Annotated in this window: 18 protein-coding genes; 10 read left to right on the top strand and 8 right to left on the bottom strand. The window is 35.2% G+C overall.

Annotated elements, in window-relative coordinates:
* Positions 1–31: 31 nt before the first annotated feature.
* Positions 32–3,829: a sensor histidine kinase gene (locus ACHZAX_RS14915; protein WP_320019698.1), complete on the bottom strand. Its 3,798-nt coding sequence runs from the start codon at positions 3,827–3,829 to the stop codon at positions 32–34.
* A 134-nt stretch (positions 3,830–3,963) separates the two neighbouring features.
* Complete coding sequence (gene hydE / locus ACHZAX_RS14910; RefSeq protein ID WP_320019697.1) at positions 3,964–5,052, bottom strand: [FeFe] hydrogenase H-cluster radical SAM maturase HydE; 1,089 nt, start codon at positions 5,050–5,052, stop codon at positions 3,964–3,966.
* Positions 5,053–5,324: 272 nt separating this feature from the next.
* Between hydE and ACHZAX_RS14905 the strand changes: the two genes are divergently transcribed.
* The 9 genes from ACHZAX_RS14905 to ACHZAX_RS14865 all read left to right on the top strand — a co-directional run bounded on the left by ACHZAX_RS14905 (position 5,325) and on the right by ACHZAX_RS14865 (position 13,522).
* A complete protein-coding gene (locus ACHZAX_RS14905) occupies positions 5,325–7,382 on the top strand; it encodes an acetate--CoA ligase family protein (RefSeq protein ID WP_320019696.1) in 2,058 nt (685 codons plus the stop codon).
* Between the two features lie 38 nt (positions 7,383–7,420).
* Positions 7,421–7,570 (top strand): hypothetical protein, encoded by a 150-nt coding sequence (locus tag ACHZAX_RS14900; protein WP_320019695.1) that lies wholly within the window; start codon positions 7,421–7,423, stop codon positions 7,568–7,570.
* 51 nt (positions 7,571–7,621) lie between these two features.
* The gene (locus ACHZAX_RS14895) at positions 7,622–8,314 is read left to right on the top strand and encodes a hypothetical protein (RefSeq protein ID WP_320019694.1); all 693 of its coding nucleotides are present in this window, start codon (positions 7,622–7,624) and stop codon (positions 8,312–8,314) included.
* A gap of 62 nt (positions 8,315–8,376) precedes the next feature.
* Positions 8,377–8,898, top strand: a complete 522-nt coding sequence (locus tag ACHZAX_RS14890; protein ID WP_101308733.1) for a flavodoxin — start codon at positions 8,377–8,379, stop codon at positions 8,896–8,898.
* Between the two features lie 206 nt (positions 8,899–9,104).
* Positions 9,105–10,421, top strand: a complete 1,317-nt coding sequence (locus ACHZAX_RS14885) for a pyridoxal phosphate-dependent aminotransferase (RefSeq protein ID WP_320019693.1) — start codon at positions 9,105–9,107, stop codon at positions 10,419–10,421.
* A 378-nt stretch (positions 10,422–10,799) separates the two neighbouring features.
* Positions 10,800–11,027, top strand: a complete 228-nt coding sequence (locus ACHZAX_RS14880; protein WP_101308731.1) for a 4Fe-4S dicluster domain-containing protein — start codon at positions 10,800–10,802, stop codon at positions 11,025–11,027.
* A gap of 48 nt (positions 11,028–11,075) precedes the next feature.
* A complete protein-coding gene (locus ACHZAX_RS14875) occupies positions 11,076–12,161 on the top strand; it encodes a 3-methyl-2-oxobutanoate dehydrogenase subunit VorB (protein ID WP_320019692.1) in 1,086 nt (361 codons plus the stop codon).
* A 3-nt stretch (positions 12,162–12,164) separates the two neighbouring features.
* Positions 12,165–12,938 (top strand): thiamine pyrophosphate-dependent enzyme, encoded by a 774-nt coding sequence (locus ACHZAX_RS14870; protein WP_101308729.1) that lies wholly within the window; start codon positions 12,165–12,167, stop codon positions 12,936–12,938.
* A gap of 32 nt (positions 12,939–12,970) precedes the next feature.
* A complete protein-coding gene (locus tag ACHZAX_RS14865) occupies positions 12,971–13,522 on the top strand; it encodes a 2-oxoacid:acceptor oxidoreductase family protein (RefSeq protein ID WP_101308728.1) in 552 nt (183 codons plus the stop codon).
* A gap of 568 nt (positions 13,523–14,090) precedes the next feature.
* Here the strand turns inward: ACHZAX_RS14865 and nadD are convergent.
* From nadD to ACHZAX_RS14835, 6 genes are all read right to left on the bottom strand, one after another.
* A complete protein-coding gene (gene nadD, locus ACHZAX_RS14860) occupies positions 14,091–14,669 on the bottom strand; it encodes a nicotinate (nicotinamide) nucleotide adenylyltransferase (RefSeq protein WP_320019691.1) in 579 nt (192 codons plus the stop codon).
* A gap of 19 nt (positions 14,670–14,688) precedes the next feature.
* Positions 14,689–15,255: a guanylate kinase gene (gene gmk / locus ACHZAX_RS14855; protein ID WP_320019690.1), complete on the bottom strand. Its 567-nt coding sequence runs from the start codon at positions 15,253–15,255 to the stop codon at positions 14,689–14,691.
* 82 nt (positions 15,256–15,337) lie between these two features.
* Complete coding sequence (locus ACHZAX_RS14850; RefSeq protein WP_180327225.1) at positions 15,338–16,216, bottom strand: YicC/YloC family endoribonuclease; 879 nt, start codon at positions 16,214–16,216, stop codon at positions 15,338–15,340.
* 121 nt (positions 16,217–16,337) lie between these two features.
* Positions 16,338–17,684 (bottom strand): MATE family efflux transporter, encoded by a 1,347-nt coding sequence (locus ACHZAX_RS14845; RefSeq protein WP_320019689.1) that lies wholly within the window; start codon positions 17,682–17,684, stop codon positions 16,338–16,340.
* A 54-nt stretch (positions 17,685–17,738) separates the two neighbouring features.
* The gene (locus ACHZAX_RS14840) at positions 17,739–19,601 is read right to left on the bottom strand and encodes an ABC-F family ATP-binding cassette domain-containing protein (protein WP_320019688.1); all 1,863 of its coding nucleotides are present in this window, start codon (positions 19,599–19,601) and stop codon (positions 17,739–17,741) included.
* A gap of 235 nt (positions 19,602–19,836) precedes the next feature.
* The gene (locus tag ACHZAX_RS14835) at positions 19,837–20,694 is read right to left on the bottom strand and encodes a C1 family peptidase (protein WP_101308722.1); all 858 of its coding nucleotides are present in this window, start codon (positions 20,692–20,694) and stop codon (positions 19,837–19,839) included.
* Positions 20,695–21,162: 468 nt separating this feature from the next.
* On the opposite strand from ACHZAX_RS14835, the gene nth reads away from it, so the two are divergent.
* A complete protein-coding gene (nth, locus tag ACHZAX_RS14830; protein ID WP_320019687.1) occupies positions 21,163–21,825 on the top strand; it encodes an endonuclease III in 663 nt (220 codons plus the stop codon).
* The last annotated feature ends 5 nt before the right edge of the window (positions 21,826–21,830 follow it).

Here is a 21,830-nt window from a genome sequence, read left to right as displayed (position 1 = left end):
AAAAAAAGTTCGGTAATGCCGGACTTTTTTTTTAATTCGCTTTCTCCAGATCAATATAGAAATGAGCACCCTTGCCAGTCTCACTTTCACACCAAACTTTTCCTTTCATAGCTTCAATATATTTTTTCACAATGGATAATCCCAGGCCAGTTGATTTCTCTCCTGCAGTTGGTTTTGCACTTAAAATCTGGAATTTTCCAAATAGTTTTTTCTGATCTTCTATTGGAATCCCCGGTCCTTCATCGCTAATAACCGATCTTACCATTTGTCCCTCTTCCCAAATTCGAATATTTATATTTTTATTAGAGGGAGAAAATTTAATCGCATTCGAAATTAAGTTTTCATAAACCTGAGTCATGTAGTTTTGGTCTACCATGGCATAGGCATCATAAACATCAAGCTTTAGCGTTAACTGTTTTCTTTTAAGATGATCTTTAAAGTTGAAATTTACAGCTTCTATTAATTTTTTAAGATTAGTTTTTTCCAATTGTAAATTGATATTTTTCGATTCAATCATACCAATATCAAGTATTTTAGTAATCATACTATTCATGCGTTGAAGGGCTTTTAGCATAAAATTGACATTCTCTAAATTTTCCGGATGATTGCTTTCTTCCATCTGCGATTTTAAATATTCTGTAATAGAAATGGTCGATGTTAAAGGATTTTTTAAGTCATGAGCTATGATTCCAATCAAGTGATTCTTCTCATTATTTAGTTCTGTTAGTTCATTGTTTTTTTGTTCAATTTCCTCTTTTTTGATTTTAACCTCCTTGTTGGCTTTCTGCAATCTTCGGCTTTGAATTTCAATGTTTCGATACGATTGAGCATTCTCAATTGCGATGCTCGCATAGACTGCAATATTTTGTAATAAGGAAAGATGATATTCCTGGAATGCTTTTTTAGCGAAACTTTGAACTGTAATAACACCTGTAATTTTGTTTTTTATTTTTAAAGGCAAATAAATAACTGATTGAGGAGTGCCGGTTTTTTCGATAGGTATAATTTTAGTAATGTATTTTTGGTATTCCTTTTCAAGATCAGATATAAATAATTCTTTGTCATTTTTAAAGCAATAAACAGCCAGACGGGTATCATCTTCAAGAGCAAATTCAATTGAATCAAGATCTTTACCTGCTTCTTTAATTCTAGGGAAAATAAGACAATTATTTTCTTTTTGATAAATGCCAATGCCAAAAATTGAAGCATCCATTAATTCATTTACCGATTCGTAAACAGTGTCGATTATTTTTTCTACGGATAAACTTGAGGTAACAGCTTTTCCTATGTCGTTCAAATGAATCAGATTCATGTAGGATTTTTGAAGCTGTTGTGTTTGTTTCAGAATTTCATCTTTCTGTTTTTGTAAAACTTTATTTTTTGATTCTATTTCTGAATTTTGAAGGCTGATCTCTTTTGTTTTTTCTGTAACCAATTTTTCAAGCTCTCTCTTTTTTTGCTGAATGTTTTGAATTCTGACTCTAACAATCAGATAAAAGGACAATCCAATAATTAGCAGAGCAATACTTCTTGCCCACCAGGTATTCCACCATGGCGGACTTATTGAGAATTTGTATTCGTAGGCTTTGGGAGTCCATACTCCATCACTGTTTGATGCCTTAATTTTAAAAGAGTAATCTCCCGGAGGAATTCGAGAGTAGACGGCTTCATTTTTTGAGCTGATTGGTGACCATTGCTGATCCAAACCTTCCAATTTCCATTGGTATTTTACTTTTTCAGGAGCTTTGTAACTGAGAGCTTCAAAATTAAAACTAAGATGGTTCATATCGTGAGTAAGTTTTAAATCCTGAGGTAGAGAGAACCATGGATTTACACCAGACAGGTATTTACCGTATTTTTCGTCCATCCAATTCACTTTCTTGAAAAACAGTTTAATATCAGTAAGTTGAATGGTAGGAGGAGTTGGGTTGATGTGATCTTTACTCGGATTAAACATCATTGCTCCGTTAATGGTTCCAAACCATAGATTTTTATTTGAATCGATGTAATTGCAGCCTCCGTTATTTTCAATACCAATAAATCCATCAAATTTATTGTAGTTTCTTATTGAAGATATTTCTCCTGATGTAGTGTATTTTATTTTATCGACACCATTTTGGACACCAGCCCAAACAGACCCCTCTTTATCAGTAAGAATTGAGTAAACTATGTTAGAGCTTAGACCTTCGTCAGAAGTAAGGTAAGTCCATTTTGTACCGTCCCAAATATTGATGCCACCACTAAATGTGGCAGCCCAAATTCGTCCCAAAGAATCTTCTGTTACCTGCATCACCCATTTGTAATTCAGGCCATTGGTTTCATCAAAATTGACTATTTTTTCTCCATCATACATCGATAAGCCCTGAAAATGGCAAAACCAGGCCCGTTTTTTGGAATCTACATAAACACTGGTGATGAAATCGACCTTTAATCCATGACTCTGATTCGAAATCTGAGTTCTCTTTTTATTTTTATCGATGTGAATAACACCCATTCCTTGTGTTGTAAACCATAATTCATCATCAACACTTAAAATGTCAATTACTCCGGTACCAATCGGAAGACCATAGCGTTCTGAAACCTCTTTAAATGAAGAATCATTAAACTCAAATATGCCATTGAAGCCTGCCATTAGTAATTTTCCGTTGGGAAGTTCATAAAAATCCCTAATATTTAGCAGACCGGGATTGTCTTGCGGGGTAAAGGTTTTTTTGTAATTTTTTTTGAATTGAACAACTCCTTTGCCGGCAATGCCAAACCAGTAATCTTTTTTAGAATCTTGAAAAATTGCTCTGACAATATTTCCTCCAATATCATTAACAAAGCTGAGTGAAAGAAATTTGTTATCGCCATATTTTACCAGACCATTTCCATTGGTTGTAAGCCAAATATTTCCTGAATTATCTTCAACGATAGTATTGATAAATGGATTAATTAAGCCCCGACTGCCATCTATTATTTTCACATTCTCTCCATCAACCAAAACAACACCGGTTCCGCCAACACTCACCCATAATATTTGATTCGAATCTAGCATCATATTTCCAATGTTTAGGGGAGGTATTTCATCCGGTAATTTAATTTGTACGGGTTTTTCATTTATAATTCTATAAATTTTATTGCCATATCCGGGAATGAAATTTCGAAACCAAATTTGATTGTTCGCATCCTGAAGTACTGGAACTATAAATTGACCATTGAATTCAGGCAGATTGTTATAGTCAGATATGGAAAGTTTTCCATCTATGTAAGTGTAAAGCCCATTTCTGGTGGTGATGAATAGAGTTTTTTCATTATCCATGAAAATGGATAAAACCTGATTGTTTTTATTTAATTCCGGGTACTTGTTTCCAAAATCAGAGAAATGCCCATTGTTGTATTGCATTAAAAACCTGTTGTTCTGATCGGCTCCAAGAGCCCATATTCTGCCTTTGTTGTCTTCAAGTATTTGAAAGTAAATTGCGTTTGGAAGACTGTCTTTTTGATCGTAGTTACGGAACGAGACACCATTAAAACTGGAAATGCCAATACTGGTTCCTATCCATAAATTGTCTTTTGTGTCTTGCAGTAATGATCTGATATTGTTGTCGGCAAGACCATGAGTTTTGTTGTAGGAGAAAAATTCTTTGCCATTAAACCGGGATATTCCTCCTCCGTTGGTTCCCATCCATAGGTTTCCTTTTTTATCCTGAATTAAACTGAATACCTCAGATTGAGGCAGACCTTCTTCAAGAGAATAATTCTTAAAACTATATTGTTGAGCTTGACCAGGATTATTAGGAATCAAAGTCAGAAAAAAGGAAATTAAAATTGTAATAGAGTACCTCATGTATCCTTATTTTCGATATGGTGAAACTTAATTAAGATACAATTTTTTTTTGAGGTAGTAAAGGCTTAAAATCGGGAACAGAGTATGTAAGTTGTTGTTGTTTCTTGAGCAAAAAAAAGCGACTTGCGTCGCTTTTATTTGTTTTTACGTTTTTGATAGTGTTGTGAATCTCCCCATTCTCCGTAGCCAATTACTCCATCGGCCATGTTAATTCTGGCCTCCATACAGTTGGTGCAATCATCTGCCCCTTCATCAATGCAAGGCTTATTTTGGTATAGCAAATAATTTGCTCTTTCGGAGGTTGGTGTAATATTGGGCATAATAATATTGGCTCCAATTCGCAGTGCTTTTTCTCTTCCCAATGGATCAATAGCCTGCAGGGCTGTAGCAGAGGCGATATTAATATCCTTCATCATGATTCTAAGTACGGCAATCATTTTTAGTGTAAGTCTGAATCGATCATTCAGGCTCATTAATTGATCTTTGTACTGATACATTGGAGTTTGATCGTGTTCAATAAATGGTCCCATGCCAACCATGTCGATATCAAACTTTTGCATAAAAAGCAGATCGTTGGCTAAATCATCGTAAGTCTGAAAAGGAATTCCAATCATCACTCCGGTTCCGGTTTGATAGCCAATTTCCTGAAGATATTTTAGACATTTCAACCTTGTTTCGTGCGAATGTTCTTCGTTGTTAGGATGGATTTTATTGTAGAGCTCTTTATTGCTCGATTCAATACGCAATAAATAACGGTGAGCACCAGCATCAAACCATTTTTGATAAGTTTCTTTAGTTTGTTCTCCTAACGAAATGGTAATTCCGAGTTCATCATTACTTATTTTTTTAATCTCTTTTAATAAGTTCTCAATCCGATCAATAAATTTTTGATCCGATCTTTCACCCGATTGCAATACTAAAGAACCATATTTGTTTTTGTAAGCAAATTTTGCTGCTTTCAGTATTTCTTCATCTGCAATATCGTATCTGTTTACGGCGCTGTTGCTCGCACGAATTCCACAATAAAGGCAATCTTTTTTACAGATATTTGAGAATTCAACCAATCCACGGAAGTGCACATTTCTTCCAACATATTTTAGTTTTGTATCTGATGATTTCACAAATAATGCTTTTTCATCTTCATCTTTCGACTGTAATAATCGAATAATATCGTCTTTGGTGAATTGATCTTGCAGTAAGATCTGCTCAATACTTTTAGTCATTTGGAATTAGTTGCTTTTAATTCGGAAGTAAAATTACAGATAAAATTTTAGCTTTTTGTACCCTATGATACAAAATGGATATTTGCATTGTAAACTCCGAATTTAATTGTTTTGTAATGCATTGATAAAAAAATGCTTATCTCAAATTTGCGAATTGTCAGTTTTTTACGTTAACGTTTGTTTTTGCTTACAGTTTGTTGGGTAAATCGCTCTTTTGGGAATAGAATATTATTATATTTGTCGCAAAATAGCAAAACACTAAACAACAAAAAATGATAAACGAACAGTTACTTAACCCTAAAAGTATTGTAGTTGTTGGAGGTTCCGATGATGTACAAAAACCAGGAGGTAAGGTCTTAAAAAATTTAATTGATGGTAATTTTAAAGGTGATCTTTATGTTTCAAATCCTAAAATGAACGAGGTTCAGGGAGTTGTGTCATACAAAGATCTGAAAGATTTGCCACAGGCTGATTTAGCAATTATAGCTATTGCTGCTAAATTTTGTCCTTCAACCATTAAATTTCTTGCTGAAGAAAAAAATACGAGAGCTTTTATTATTCTTTCTGCCGGATTTAGTGAAGAAAATGAAGAAGGTGAGGAACTAGAAAAAGAGATTGTGGAAATCGTTAATTCTGTGGGCGGATCGTTAATTGGTCCAAACTGTGTTGGCGTATTAAATTCTAATTATAATGGTGTTTTTACAACGCCTATTCCAAGTTTAGATTCCAAAGGATGTGACTTTATTTCAGGTTCGGGAGCAACCGCAGTGTTTATTATGGAATCTGGCGTTCCAAAAGGATTGTCTTTCTCAAGTGTATATTCTGTAGGAAACTCCGCACAAATGGGTGTTGAAGAGATTCTTAAATACATGGATGAGAGTTTCAATCCTGAAACAAGCAGTAAGGTTAAATTACTATATATTGAGAACATCGATAAACCAGAAATGCTTTTAAAGCATGCTTCTTCATTAATCCGAAAAGGCTGTAAAATTGCAGCAATAAAATCGGGTAGTTCTGAAGCTGGAAGTCGTGCAGCTTCTTCGCATACCGGTGCATTGGCCAGTCCGGATGTTGCGGTTAATGCTTTGTTTAAAAAAGCAGGTATTGTTCGTTGCAAGGGGAGAGATGAGTTGGCAACGGTTGCCTCAATTTTCATGCATCCTGAGTTAAAAGGGAAAAATATTGCTGTAATAACGCATGCAGGAGGACCAGCAGTGATGTTAACAGATTCACTTTCGAACAATGGATTGGATGTTCCTCATATCGATGGGGCAAAAGCAGATGCTTTGCTTGAAAAATTATATGCTGGATCATCGGTGGCTAATCCTATCGATTTCCTGGCAACAGGAACCGCGCAGCAATTAGGAGATATTATTGATGCTTGTGAAAACGACTTTGATAATGTTGATGCAATGGCCGTAATATTTGGCAGTCCTGGGTTATTTCCAGTGTATGATGTTTACGATCTTTTGCACGGGAAAATGAAGCAGTGTAAAAAACCAATCTATCCAATTCTACCTTCGATAGTTAATGTAAAAGATGAAATTGAGCATTTTCTTGCTAAAGGACGAATTAATTTCCCAGATGAGGTGGTATTTGGTGATGCATTGGCTAAGGTTTATAATACGCCAAAACCTCAGGCAGAAGAAATTGAAATGCCGGAAATTGATAAGCTTGCTATTCGTAGGATTATTGATGAAGCTGAAAATGGTTATTTGAGTCCCGAACAGTTGCATAATTTATTGGATGCTGCAGGAATTAACAGAGCCAAAGAAGGTGTTGCCGATACTGAAGATGAAATTGCAGCCATGGCAAAAGAAATTGGTTTCCCTTTAGTGATGAAGGTTGTTGGCCCCGTTCATAAATCGGATGTTGGCGGTGTAACTTTGAATGTAAAAGACGAGAAAACTGTTCGTTCCGAATTCAGAAGAATGATGCAGATTAAAGATACTTATGCCGTTATGCTGGCACAAATGCTAAAGGGTACTGAAGTGTTTATCGGAGCAAAACGTGAAGAAAAATTCGGACACATGGTGTTGTGTGGTTTAGGAGGTATCTTTATCGAAGTTTTAAAGGATGTGAAAGCTTCATTGGCACCAATTGCCAAACAAGAAGCTCATGATATGATTCAAGGATTAAAATCTTACGGAATCATTAAAGGAGTAAGAGGACAGGAACCCGTTAATGAAGATGAATTTGCTGATGCAATTACAAGGGTAGCAGCTTTAATGAAAGTGGCTCCTGAGATTTTCGAAATGGATTTAAACCCTCTTTTAGGAAATAAAGAGGCCGTAGTTGCGGTTGATGCACGTATTCGAATTGAAAAATAATCCCGGATTTATTCGGAATAAAAACTTATAATTTTGTGATGAGAAAGTTGAAAGATCTAAGTTTAAATGAGAAGTTGATGATCAGTTTTGTGATAATCATGTTATTAGGAATTGCTGTGAAATGGAATGGAGTGAAGGAAGGTTTTTTCAAAGGATGGAGTAAATACTCAGAACAAACAGATAAATAATATGGATAGCATGAGAATTTCTCATGCTATTCGTTTAGAATAAAACGATACATGAAAAGACAGGATATTATTTTTGCCTTTGGCTTCATTCTTTTGTTTTTGCCGTTTTTTATTTCTCAAAGCGTTTTTGATTTCTATATCGACTTTAATAAGGCGCATGGAATGATGACCAGTTTTGTGAAATTTGCAGTTTTGGCAACATTAGGTGAACTTATAGGACTTAGACTAAGAGCAGGGAATTATTATCAAGCCGGATTTGGAATATTACCACGAGCAATAGTTTGGGGATTTTTAGGGTTGACCATTAAATTAGCTTTTGTGATTTTTGCAGCAGGAACGCCAGTTTTTTTATCCTATTTGGGTGTTGAAGGAGCTGTTGATGCAATGAAAGGCGATTTTTCTCTGGTGAAATTATTGGTGGCATTTGCGACTTCTGCTTGTCTTAATTTAATCTATGCACCGGTTATGATGACACTTCATAAAATTACCGATACGCATATTCTAGATAATGGAGGAACATTATCAGGATTTATGAGACCAATTCAGATTTCAAGAATTTTCATCAATCTTAATTGGGATGTTCAGTGGAATTTTGTCTTTAAAAAAACCATTCCTTTTTTCTGGATTCCTGCCCATACAATTACCTTTTTATTACCTCCCGATTTTCAGGTTTTGTTTGCGGCCTTACTGGGGATTGTTTTAGGGGTTTTACTTGCCATTGCAAGTTTGAAAAGTTCCAAATAATTTTAACTTTGTAAGAACGTTAAACACACAAACAAAATTGATATCACTAAACACTGTATCCTATGAGTAAAATTGGATTGTTTTATGGCCCGGAAGGTGGAAATGTAGAAAGAGTAGCTAAACTGCTTGCTGAAAAAATAGGTTCTGATAGAATTGTTGTTCATAAGGTTAAGGATTGTGAGGCTAAAGATGTAACTCAGTATTCCAATATTATTATGGGGATTTCGACTCTAGGTAAACACACTTGGTCTTCGGATAATTCAGGAAATGATTGGGATATTTTCTTTCCTAAATTGAATGATCTGAATTTAAAAGGAAAAAAAGTGGCTCTTTTTGGTTTAGGTGATCACATTGCCTATGCAGATTTTTTCGTCGATTCAATGGGCGATTTGGCAGACAGTATCAAATTAACTGGAGCTGAAATTATAGGACAGGTAAGCGATGAGGGATATGAATTTGGTGATTCAAGAGCTTTTAGAGAGGGCAAATTTGTTGGTTTACCTTTGGATGAAGATTTTGAAGATGATTTAACCGAAGAAAGAGTAGAGAATTGGGTGAAATTAATTCTTCCTGAATTTGAATAATTAGAGGAATTTAAATACTTAGGCTGACGGTTTACCGATCAGCCTTTTTTTGTATTAGCTGTGACGATTCGACATTTCGACAACGATTACTTTGTGTGTATTGTAATTATAATAGGACTATTAGTTTTAAATTGTAATGAATTTTCGTAAAATTGCAATGGTCAAAAATCACACCAATTTTTAATAAAATACTTAAACCAAAAATGATGAAAACCCCAATAAACTCTCAAATTGTTGATCAAAAACTTGCTTTGTGTGAGATTCATAAAATGGAGGATGCCACAATTCGTGATGTGGTTCGTGTTGTTAATATGATTGAAGAAGAAAGTGGCGAGAAGTTCATTCGTATGGAGATGGGAGTTCCGGGACTTAAGCCGGCAAAAGTTGGAATCGAAGCAGAAAAACAAGCTTTGGAAGATGGCGTTGCTTCTGCTTACCCTATGTTGGAAGGAGTAAGAGTATTAAAAGAGGAAGCATCAAAATTTGTGAAGAATTTCATGAATGTTGACATTGCACCTGAAGGTATTATTCCGACAGTAGGTTCAATGCAGGGGGGCTATGCGGCATTTATGGCTATAGGTAATTGTGATGCTAAAAAAGACACTATATTATTTATTGATCCAGGATTTCCGGTTCAAAAAACTCAGTTAGAGGTAATGAATCAGAAATATGAATCTTTCGATGTATTTAATTATCGGGGAGATAAGTTGAAAGCAAAACTGGAAGAGTTTTTGGTAAAAGGAAATATCGCGGGTATCATCTATTCAAACCCAAACAATCCTGCATGGATTTGTTTTAATGAGGATGAGTTGAAAATAATAGGAGAGTTGGCAAACAAATATGACACAATTGTTATGGAAGATTTGGCCTACTTCGCTATGGATTTCCGAACCGACCTTAGTCAGCCTGGTGTTGCTCCTTATCAGCCAAGTGTTGCTAACTATACCGACAATTATGTGTTGATGATTTCCAGTTCAAAAGCATTTAGTTATGCCGGTCAGCGTATTGGATTGCTGTGCATTTCAAATAAATTATTTCACACGCGTTTCGAAAATTTAAAACCACGCTTTGGAGCTGATGAATTTGGTTATACTCTTATTTATAGAATTATCTATACTTTATCATCAGGAACTTCTCATTCTGCACAATATGCTTTACGAGCAATGTTAAAAGCGGCTAACGAAGGCAAATTCAATTTTATTGAAGAGGTTAAGGAGTATGGAGAGAGAGCCAAAATCATGAAAAAGTTATTTTTAGAAAATGGCTTTGAGTTGGTGTATGATGGAGATATTGATTTGCCTTTGGCTGATGGATTTTATTTTACCGTTACTTATCCGGGTTTAACCGGGCCCGATTTAAATAAAAAACTATTGTATTATGGCATTTCAGCAATTTGTTTGAATGAAACCGGTAGTTTAAAAGAAGGACTTAGGGCTTGTGTTTCGCAAGTTTCCCGAAAACAGTTTAAGGTATTGGAGTCTCGTTTAAAAGAGTTTTATAAGCATCATCAGGTATTGGCTTAACAAATTGGTGCTAATGATGATGATAAAGAGAATATATTTGTTTGACAGATAGTAATTTGTGCGAAGTACAGATTAAAACTTCAAAATAACAGCACTTAAAGTTTCATGGATTTGTATTCATGAAACTTTTTTTTTGATGTATATTTATATGTAAGAGAATTGATCTTGATAACAATAACGTTACTTATGTCAGATTTCAATTTGTAAGCTACAATTGGATAATACAAATGAATTGTTACTTTAAGTTGTGATATTTATTTAGACTGATTGTAAATTTCTCAAAATTCTAATGAATCGAAAGCAGAATGGTGAAAAGTGCTTTTGATTTGTTACCTTTATCAGGTAAAATAAAATATAATTCTTAATTCTAAATACGCTATGGCAAAATTCAAAGGCGCTATTGTTGTTGATACCGAAAAATGTAAGGGTTGTGGCTTATGTGTTGTAGCCTGCCCTACAAAGGTTATTGAACTTGCGCGCGACGTGAATGGCAAAGGTTATCATTATGCACATATGGCCAATGCTGATGCATGCATTGGTTGTTCAAGTTGTGGTTTAGTTTGTCCGGACACTGTAATTACCGTTTACAGAGTAAAAGCAAGCTAGACTAAGCTACCTTATTCTAAATCTGAAAAATTTATAAAAATATTTGTAATGGGAGACGTTCGTTTAATGAAAGGAAATGAGGTTATTGCTGAAGCAGCCATTCGCTGTGGATGTGATGGGTATTTTGGTTACCCGATTACTCCTCAATCCGAGATAATGGAAACCCTAATGATCCGCAGACCTCAGGAAGAAACTGGGATGGTGGTTCTACAAGCTGAAAGTGAAGTTGCAGCCATCAATATGGTTTATGGTGGAGCTTCATGCGGAAAAAAAGTAATGACTTCTTCATCAAGTCCTGGTATTAGTTTAAAAGCAGAAGGGATTACCTATTTAGCAGGTGCCGAATTGCCTGCTTTGATTGTTAATATCGTTCGGGGCGGACCAGGTTTAGGAACTATTCAGCCGGCTCAGTCAGATTATTTTCAGGCTGTTAAAGGTGGAGGTCATGGTGATTATAAATTAATTGTATTAGCTCCCGCATCTGTGCAGGAAATGAACGATTTTGTAGATCTTTCATTTAAATTGGCCTTTAAATATTTAAATCCGGCAATGATTTTATCTGATGGTGTTATTGGTCAGATGATGGAAAAAGTTGAATTGTCAGATTTCAAACCACGATGGACTGCTGAGGAAATAAAAGAAATTTCAGGATCATGGGCTACTGTTGGTAAACCTGCCGATCGCGAACGGAATATCTCTACTTCTCTTGACTTGGATTCTGCTAAACAGGAAATATTCAATCATAAATTGCAGGCGAAATATCGCGCAATGGAAGAGAATGAAGTGAGATTCGAAAAGATTGCATGTGATGATGCAGAATATCTTTTTGTTGCTTATGGGTCTAGTGCCCGTATCTGCCAAAAAGCAGTAGAGCAAGCTCGTGAAAAAGGAATTAAGGTTGGATTGTTACGTCCGATTACCCTCTTCCCATACCCTACCAAAGCGATTCAGGAAATGTTGAAGGATGTGAAAGGAATTTTATCCGTTGAGATGAGCGCGGGCCAAATGGTTGAGGATATTCGTCTTGCCGTTAACGGTAAAGTGCCTGTTGAGCATTTTGGACGTTATGGTGGAATCATTCCTACACCAGAGGAAGTAGTTGAAGCATTGGAACAAAAAATTTTAGGAAAATAAGTTATGACAGCAACGACTGAAATCAACAAAATAATTAGCAAAGAGAATCTGGTTTATAATAAAACCAGTGTTCTTTTGGATAATGAAATGCACTACTGTCCTGGATGTACTCACGGAGTAATTCATAAAGTAATTGCAGAGGTTATTGACGAGATGGGGATTCAGGATAAAACAATTGGTGTTTCGCCTGTTGGATGTTCTGTTTTAGCCTACAACTATATTGATATCGATTGGCAGCAAGCCGCTCATGGCCGTGCTCCTGCATTGGCAACAGCAACTTCCCGTTTGATGCCGGAAAAATATGTTTTTACTTACCAAGGTGACGGTGATTTAGCATCCATTGGTTGTGCTGAGATTATTCACGCTTGTAACCGAGGTGAAAATATTGTCGTATTTTTCGTGAATAATGCGATTTATGGTATGACTGGTGGTCAAATGGCTCCAACTACATTGGAAGGTCAGGTTACTGCCACTACTCCTTACGGACGTGATTGTAAAGTTACAGGATTTCCAATGAAAATTACTGAAATGATTGCCATGTTGCCAGGTACACGCTTTGTGACCCGACAATCAGCAGAAACTCCTGGAGCAGTAAGAAAATTAAAGAAAGCAGCTCAGAAAGCTTTTGAAAATACGCGGGAAAACAAGGGATTATCTTTTATCGAAATTGTTGGTACCTGTAGTTCCGGATGGAAACTTTCACCAGTTAAATCTAACGAGTGGATGAAAGAAAATATGTTTCCTTACTATCCGTTGGGTACATTAAAAGATGAGTAAAAATCCTTTTTAATCAATTAAACTGTAAAAAAATGACAGAAGAAATAATAATTGCAGGATTTGGTGGTCAAGGTGTACTTTCAATGGGTAAAATTCTTGCTTATTCCGGAATCATGCAAAATCAGGAAGTGTCTTGGATGCCTTCTTACGGACCGGAAATGCGTGGAGGAACTGCAAATGTAACTGTAATCTTAAGCGACGATAGAATTAGTTCACCAGTTTTGAAAAAGTTTGATACTGCAATCATTCTTAACCAGCAATCTATGGATAAGTTTGTGAATGAGGTGAAACCGGGTGGTACTTTATTATATGATCCAAATGGTATTACGCACCATCCGGAAAGAAAGGATATTAATATCTATAGAATTCCCGGAGCTGCTCTTGCTGCTGAATTAGGAAATCCTCAAACTTTTAATATGATTATTATGGGAGGCTTTCTAAAAGTGAAGCCAATCGTATTATTGGAAAATGTGAAAAAAGGTTTGGAGAAGTCTTTGCCGGAGCGTCATCATAAATTAATACCTTTAAATATTGAAGCAATTCAAAAAGGTAGTGATTCGGTTGAGACTGTTCACACCCTTTAAAAAGTAACACAACAATACTAACATAAGGGATAGTAAAAGGAGAATTCCATACGGGATTCTCCTTTTTTATTTCATAATTGTAAATGGGGGAGTTAATTTTCTTGTTTATAGTTGCTTAGATGCCTACAGCTGATCATTTATATCTTGTTGCAGAAGCCCTTCTTCTAGATATAAAAAGCTTTGTTTTGGTTGAAATACCGGTTGATGAAGAAGGTGTGGAGTCATTGTTTTCTTTTTATAAAATGTGATGAAACGAGCCATGAGAAGACTTTTCTCACATACGGGGATGACTAAGTTGCGAGTTCTCCCGAAACAAGTTCGGGACAGGCTATTTTGGCAATAAAAAACAAATTTAGATACATGAAAATAACTGAAACTTTAATTTGAAATATCTTTGTAATTTTAAATTAATGTTTACCTTTGCACTCCGATTCGGGAGTGTAGTGGTTAGGCATGATGATCGTATCGGAATTTCCTTATGAATAGTATATGGTTTTAGGGTTAAAACTTCGTATTGGAAATCATTTTGGGTTAGATAAAAGGCTGGTGGGGACCAGCCTTTTTTCTTTTATAATTTTTCGTAAAAATGCATCTCCTTCATGTAATTGTATGCCTTCTCGGGCATAAAATAAGGAACTTCTTTTTTCTCTTTTACAGCTTTACGGATGAAGCTTGAAGAGATTTCTATTAAGGGGGCATCAACAGTGTGAATGTTGCCTTTTAAAGTAATGTCTTCACTCTTGAAATTGGGACGAGGATAAATAAATAAATCATGATTTTTTAGAATTAACTCATGATTCTTCCATTTTGTGAAGTTTTTCAAATTATCAGAACCAATAATCAGGCAAAATTGATGAGACGGATTCTTTTCTTTTAAATAAGTAAGAGTGTCGATGGTAAAAGAAGGCTGAGGCATCCCGAATTCAATATTTGAGGCTCTTAAATTGGGGTATCGTTCAATGGCACTATTTACCAATTCAAGACGATGGTAATCGGCTAAAAGACTGTTTTTGCTTTTAAAGGGATTGTGAGGACTAACCACAAACCAAATCTGTTCCATATCGGTGTATTCTGCCATGTAATTAGCAATAGCAAGATGTCCAATATGTATTGGATTAAATGATCCGAAAAACAATCCTATCTTCATCCTTTTTTGTGTAATACGCTTATTTACTAAGAAAATCGTGCAAAGCTGTTTCAGCTTCAGCGAAAGCATCTTCCAGTTTATCGTTAACAATTATTTTATCAAACTGATCGGAGAAAGCTAATTCAAATTTAAACTTTTCAACTCGTTTGGTAATTACTTCATCCGAATCGGTATTTCTGTTTCGCAATCTGTTTTCCAATTCAGTAATAGACGGAGGCTGAATAAAAATAGCCAATGCTTCCTGTTTGTAAAATTTCTTGATATTTGTTCCGCCCACAACATCAACATCAAATATTACGTTTTTACCTTTTTTTCTAATCTTGTCAACCTCACTTTTAAGAGTTCCGTAAAAGCAACCTTCATAAACTTCTTCCCATTCAAGAAATTCATCGTTTTCGATTCTTGTTTTGAATTCTTCAACAGATAAAAAGTGATAGTCTTTACCGTCTATTTCATTGGCTCTTTTGGCTCTGCTGGTGGCCGATATAGAGAATTCCAACTTGAAATTCTGTTTTAACAGATGTTGAACTATTGTTGTTTTTCCAGATCCACTTGGAGCGGAAAATATAAATAATTTACCAGACATTTGATATTGCATTAGAGAGATTAGTATTATAAAAAAGCGCAGAGTGACTAACCCTACGCTAAAATATGATTTATTGTAATAATTACAAGACGTTTAAAAGTTGTTCCTTTATTTTCTCCAATTCATCCTTCATATCAATTACAATTTTTTGGATGTTGGAATCATTGGCTTTTGAACCCAGTGTGTTTATCTCGCGACCAATTTCCTGAGCAATAAAACCTAGTTTTTTGCCCTCAGAGTTGCCTGCATTCGATGTTTCTATAAAATATTTGCAATGGTTAGCCAAGCGAACTTTTTCTTCTGTAATATCTAATTTTTCAAGATAGTAGATAATTTCCTGTTCGAAACGGTTTTTATCTACATTCTGTTTTTCAACAAAATCTTTAAGATTATCATTAATTCGGGTACGGACCGTTTCAATTCGGTCATTTTCATATTGAGGAACTTGAGCCAAAAGATTCTCGATATTTTCTATTCTGGCAAAAATATCTTCCTGAAGTGCATTTCCTTCTTGATTACGGAAATCCATAATTCCTGCAAGGGCAGTTTTAAATCCTTCAAAAATCAGGTTCCATTCTTCTTCGTCAAGCTCTTGATATTCAACTTTAAGAGCATCCGGCAACTTCACTATGGTTTGCAAAATAGGCTCTTTGTCTATAGCGATTCCAAGATCCTGAGCCAGCTCATTTAATTGCTTGTAGTACGCTTCAACAATAGGTTTGTTGATTTTAGTTTCTTTGTCAGTACCAACACTTTCAATGAAAATGGAAAGTTCTACTTTTCCTCGTTCCAGCTTATTTTTAATCTCATTCCTTATCACCAAATCCTTTTCTTTGTAAAGGTTTGGTATTCGGGTATTGATATCTAGTTGTTTACTGTTTAGGGATTTGATTTCGATTGAAACCTTTTTGTTTTCCAGTTCAAGAATGGCTTTACCAAAGCCTGTCATCGATATTAACATATTTGGGTTATTTATTTCGGCAAAGGTAAGAGTTTGAAGTGGATTTACCAATCAAATCCTTTAGAAGCTTGAAGTTGATTAATTATTAATTCTATTTAATTATTCGCAGATAAGATTCTGTTTATGAGTATTTCTGATGTGATACAATTGATTTTTTTTTCCATCGGCCAGTGCGGTAGTAAAGATATGAGAATATTGTTCCCATTGACCAGCCAATAGGTATTGACCACCAAATTCCGGTTTCCTCAATGTGTGATGAAAGAAAATAGGCGCAGGGAATACGAATAAGCCATAGGGAAAAGAGCGTGATAAACATTGGTATTAATGTGTCGCCGGCACCTCTTAAAACTCCATTGGTTGTGAACATTGTTGAGAACAGAAGATAGAATGAGCTCACTATAATCAGGTACTTTTCACCAATAGCAATTACGTTAGCATCTGTGGTGAATAGTTTCATTAAGTGACTGCCAAATAGGATTATTATAGCCGTCATCATCAGGCAGAATACATTCGACATGATGAATGTAACCTTAAATCCTTGCCGAACCCGGTCAATTTTATTGGCTCCTAAATTCTGACCAACAAATGCAGCTACCGCCTGTGAAAAATTCATTGCCGGCATCATGGCCAGGGAGTCAATTCTTCCCGCTGCTGTATAGGCGGCAATTACATCGGTTCCAAACGTATTTACAATTCCAAGTAAGGCCATCATTCCAAGCGCAACAAAAGTATGCTGAATCCCAGATGGAATTCCAATCTTTAAACTTGTAATGAATATTTCCTTATCAAAAACCAATTTGAAAAGTGAAAATTTAATGATGTTATGATTTCGGTTTAAATAAATAATACCGGAAATAAATGCACCGCTTTGAGCCAATACTGTTGCCCATGCAGCTCCTGCAATTCCCCATTTAAAAACCATTACAAATAACAAATCGAATATGATATTGAAGATAGAAGCCAGTATTAAAAAATAAAGCGGTGTTTTGGAATCTCCCAATCCCCTAAGAATCGAACTTGTTCCGCTAAAACCAAAAAACATGATCATTCCGGCCATGTATACATTCAAATAGCTTGTTGCCTGAGGTATTAGTTCTACCGGTAATTGCAGTAAAAGAAAAAGATCTTTACTAAAATAGATACCGAGTACCGAAACTAAAATGCCGGCACCGAATAAAAACAGGTACATGGTATCAATTGCTCTTTTTACTTTATTGATGTCTTTTGCACCGTAAAATTGAGAAATTACAATGGAAAACCCGGATCCGATTCCAATAAGTAAAGCAATTAGAGTGAAAATAATTGGAAATGATGCTCCAACGGATGCCAAAGCTTCTTTGCCCAAAACCTTCCCTACAATAATACTATCCACAATGTTATAGAGTTGTTGGAATACATTTCCCAACAACATCGGTAAAGTGAAATTTAGTATTAGTTTGGTAACATTTCCTGTGGTAAAATCTTTCATTAAGTTTCTTGTTGGAGCTGTAGAGCTCTGCTGATTTTATGTAGTTCTGAGAATTTAAGCGCGTTCGCTCAATTCCAGCCATCGGAATTCTTTTTCGTCAATTAATTCAATAACTTTTTCAATACGACTTGCTTTTTCCATCAATTCATCGTTCGACAGGCTGCCTGAACTCATAGCAATTTCTATTTCTTCTTTTTCTGATGTTAACGTTTCAATATCTATTTCCAGTTGCTCAAACTCTCTTTTTTCATTAAAAGATAATTTTTTTGTTGGTTCCGATTTTGGTTTTTCCTTTTTAGGTGTTGATAATTTTTCTGTTTTTTTGATTTCCTTTTCCTGCTGATCTAAAGAATCACGATAAATGGTGTAATTTCCCGGGAAATTTCTGATAATTCCATTGCCTTCAAATACAAATAATTGATCCACAACTTTATCCATAAAGTATCTGTCGTGAGATACAATGATCAGACATCCTGAAAAGTTAAGCAGATAATCTTCCAGTACATTCAAAGTCATAATGTCCAGATCATTGGTTGGCTCATCCAGGATTAAGAAATTCGGGTTTTTCATCAAGACTGTCATCAAATACAATCGTCGTTTTTCACCGCCGCTTAATTTAGCAACCTGATTGTATTGAGTTTTAGTTGGAAAAAGAAAGTATTCCAGAAATTGAGAGGCCGACATCACTTTTCCATTGCCTAAATCAATAGATTCTGCAATTTCTTTAATTACGTCAATGATTCTTTCATTCTCATTAATTGTAATGCCATCTTGCTTGTAGTAGCCGTAAACTACAGTTTCTCCAATTTCAATTGAACCTGAATCGGCTTCAATATTCCGGGTAATCATGTTTAAGAAGGTTGATTTTCCCGTGCCATTTTTACCTACAATTCCTATTTTTTCTCCCCTTTGAAATTTATAGCTGAAATTTTCCAGTATTTTTAAATCACCATAACTTTTATACAGACGATCCAATTCCAGAATTTTATTTCCCAATCTTGCGGATTTAATATCTAAATCCATTTTTGTTTCTTTAAATCCAGAGCTTGCTTTTTTCTTGATATCCTCAAAGGCATCAACTCTGTACTTGGCTTTTGTTCCTCGGGCTTGTGGCATTCTTCGTATCCATTCCTGCTCAGTTTTCATTAGTTTTTGAGCCTTACCAACTTCAGCATTTAAATTTTCAATTCTCTCAGCTCTCTTTTCTAAATAGTAGGAATAATTGCCTTTGTAGGTGAATATGGTATTGGACTCTATTTCGATGATTTCATTACAAACCCGATCCAGAAAATATCTGTCGTGAGTAACCATCAATAATGTGCCTTTCGATTTGTTAAGATATTCTTCAAGCCATTCTATCATTTCCAGATCCAAGTGATTGGTAGGCTCATCAAGAATCAAGAAATCAGCATCAGTGATTAAAACTTTAGCCAATCCAACCCGTTTTTTCTGTCCCCCGGAAAGTTCGCCAATAATTTGATCGAAATTGGCGATTTTTAGCTTGGACAAGATTTGCTTCACCTTGTTTTCGTAATCCCAGGCCTTGAATTGATCCATTTTTTCAATGATATCTGTCATTGCTTCCTGATCATTTTCATTGATTATCCTTTCGTAGTCACGAATTACTGAAAGAACAGGATCTGTGGAGTTAAAGACTTCATTAAGAATTGTATTGCTGTTGTTGAGGTCGGGGTTTTGTTCCAGATAAGCTATTTTTAAATCACTGCGAAAGCTGATATCTCCACTATCCTGACTGTCTAGTCCCGAGATAATATTTAAAAGTGTAGTTTTTCCGGTACCATTTTTTGCAATTAATGCAATTTTTTGTCCTTGTCCAACGCCAAAACTAATGTTTTCAAATAGTGTAAGCTCTCCGTAACTTTTGGTAAGGTTTTCAACCTGTAAATATGATATCATGTAATCTGTTCTTAAATTTTTGAAGCTCAAATTTACGAATAAGTACTGATACATTACTAATCTGTTCTTGAATTAGCATTAACTTGTGCAGGAGGGAGCGAATTATACCAATTTAATTTCAAAATAGATTGGTATTATACTCTCAGAGAGAACTTAATTGGGCAAAAAAAAATCCTGCTATTATATAAATAGCAGGATATAACTGACTTTGTTTCAATGACTACAATTTCAATTTTTATAATTCGTTTAATACATAAGCTTCCGACCATACTTTGGTCATGATGCTGTAGGAAACCCATCCAAATCCATTGGTTCCCCAGTTTGTTCCCCAGGAGTTCATTACAAGAAAGGCACCTTTACTGTCGTCGTAACCCACAACACAATAACAATGTCCGCCGTAATTTCTAACTGTTTTGGTTTGGATCTGATCATAGCCCAAATAGTAAAACTGACGATAAACAGGTCCGCCAACAACAATTGGTTTGCCTGCCGCAAGTTGATCTTTAAATGCATCGACTGTTTTTGGCACGGTGTTATAGCTTGCTGCTTTGTAATTTGCAGCTTGCAATACTTGGTAATTGTCCGGATATACATCGCAGGAAATATCAGTGTACGGCATATCATTCCAAACACAAACTCCTTGGTCTACAACCAAATCTAAACCATCAGTTACGTAGGAGCCACTGGCACAGTCGGTAACTTTAATTTGATTGTAAATGTATTCGGGGCTGAAAATATTCACGCTATAGTTGTATGAACCACCATATAAAGCTTGCCAGCTAATACTTCTTCCAGCGTATCCAACTCCCCAGGAAACGCAGGATCCTTCTCCGCCTTGATTAAGAATTGGAGGACAGGAAAGATTTACTGAAAGTGGGTATGATTTAGTTGTGCTGATTTGTTTAGCACTGGGAATTTTATTGTATTGCTCAATTGGAAGTGGCAAATAACCCGAGTTTATGATGATATTTTCATCCTGGATTTGCTCTTGATTTGCAATCGAATCGTCGTTGCTAGTACATGAAGGTGTTAAAAACAGGAAGCTCAATGCGAATACAGAGAGTAAGGTAATTCTGATTAAATTCTTTTTCATAAGTAAATTGTTAAAAGTTTTTAATAATGGTTTTGTAGTTTTATTGAAACAGTAAAAATATCAAGAGTATCAGTCTAATACCTTGTTATAGTTTCAGTTGGCATGAATTTACAATAAAATAGTTATATGTAAAACTAATTATAACTGTTGGAATGTGAATTATTTCACATTAATGTAAGTTTTTTTAATGTTTGTGTATTTGAAGTGCTTTTTGGACATAGGAAAGGTATTGTTCGGCCTTGTAATGGTGGGTGATTTGAATTCATTTATTGTCTTTTTGTTTCGCAGGAAGATTCATTAAATTTTGTGTAATCTCAGAATTTGCATTAACAAATGGATTTTAATTCTTTGACTTTATTAAATTCGTATGATCGAAATAGAGATGAGCATTATATTTGATACTCTTAACTTGAAAATAGACAGGATGGATTTAGAAATCGAATATTAATCAGAAAGGATAAATTAGCTATGCGAAAGAAAGAAAGATTTGAGAATATAATATCATGGTTTAAAGAAAATATGCCTGTTGCAGAAACAGAGTTGCATTATTCAAATCCATATGAATTATTAGTTGCTGTTATTTTGTCGGCTCAATGTACCGATAAAAGAGTTAATATGATGACTCCTTTTTTATTTGAAAAGTATCCTACTGCTTTTGAATTATCTCACGCAACTCAAGATGATGTTTTCAATTTAATACGTTCTTGCTCTTATCCAAATAACAAAGCGAAACATTTGCTGGGGATGGCTAAAATGCTGGTGGCTGATTATAAAGAAATTGTTCCCGATGATATTAAGGAACTGCAGAAGTTACCAGGGGTTGGCAGAAAAACGGCAAATGTGATTGCTTCGGTAGTTTACGATAAGCCGGCTATGGCTGTAGATACACATGTTTTTAGGGTTTCAGAAAGAATTGGTTTAACAACAAATTCTAAAACTCCTTTGGAAACAGAAAAACAATTGGTGAAGTTTATTCCAGAGGAATATATTGCAACAGCTCATCACTGGTTAATATTACACGGAAGGTATGTATGTGTAGCAAGAAAACCAAAGTGTAAGGCGTGCGGAATTAAAGAGTATTGTAAGTATTTTGAGAAGGAAGAAAAGAAAAATGAGAAAGCCTCAAGTTGAGGCTT

The organism is Labilibaculum manganireducens, from assembly GCF_963665805.2.
Lineage (GTDB): Bacteria > Bacteroidota > Bacteroidia > Bacteroidales > Marinifilaceae > Labilibaculum > Labilibaculum manganireducens.
The sequence above is the reverse complement of the archived record's forward strand: the minus strand, read 5'-3'. Positions and strand labels throughout refer to the sequence as shown.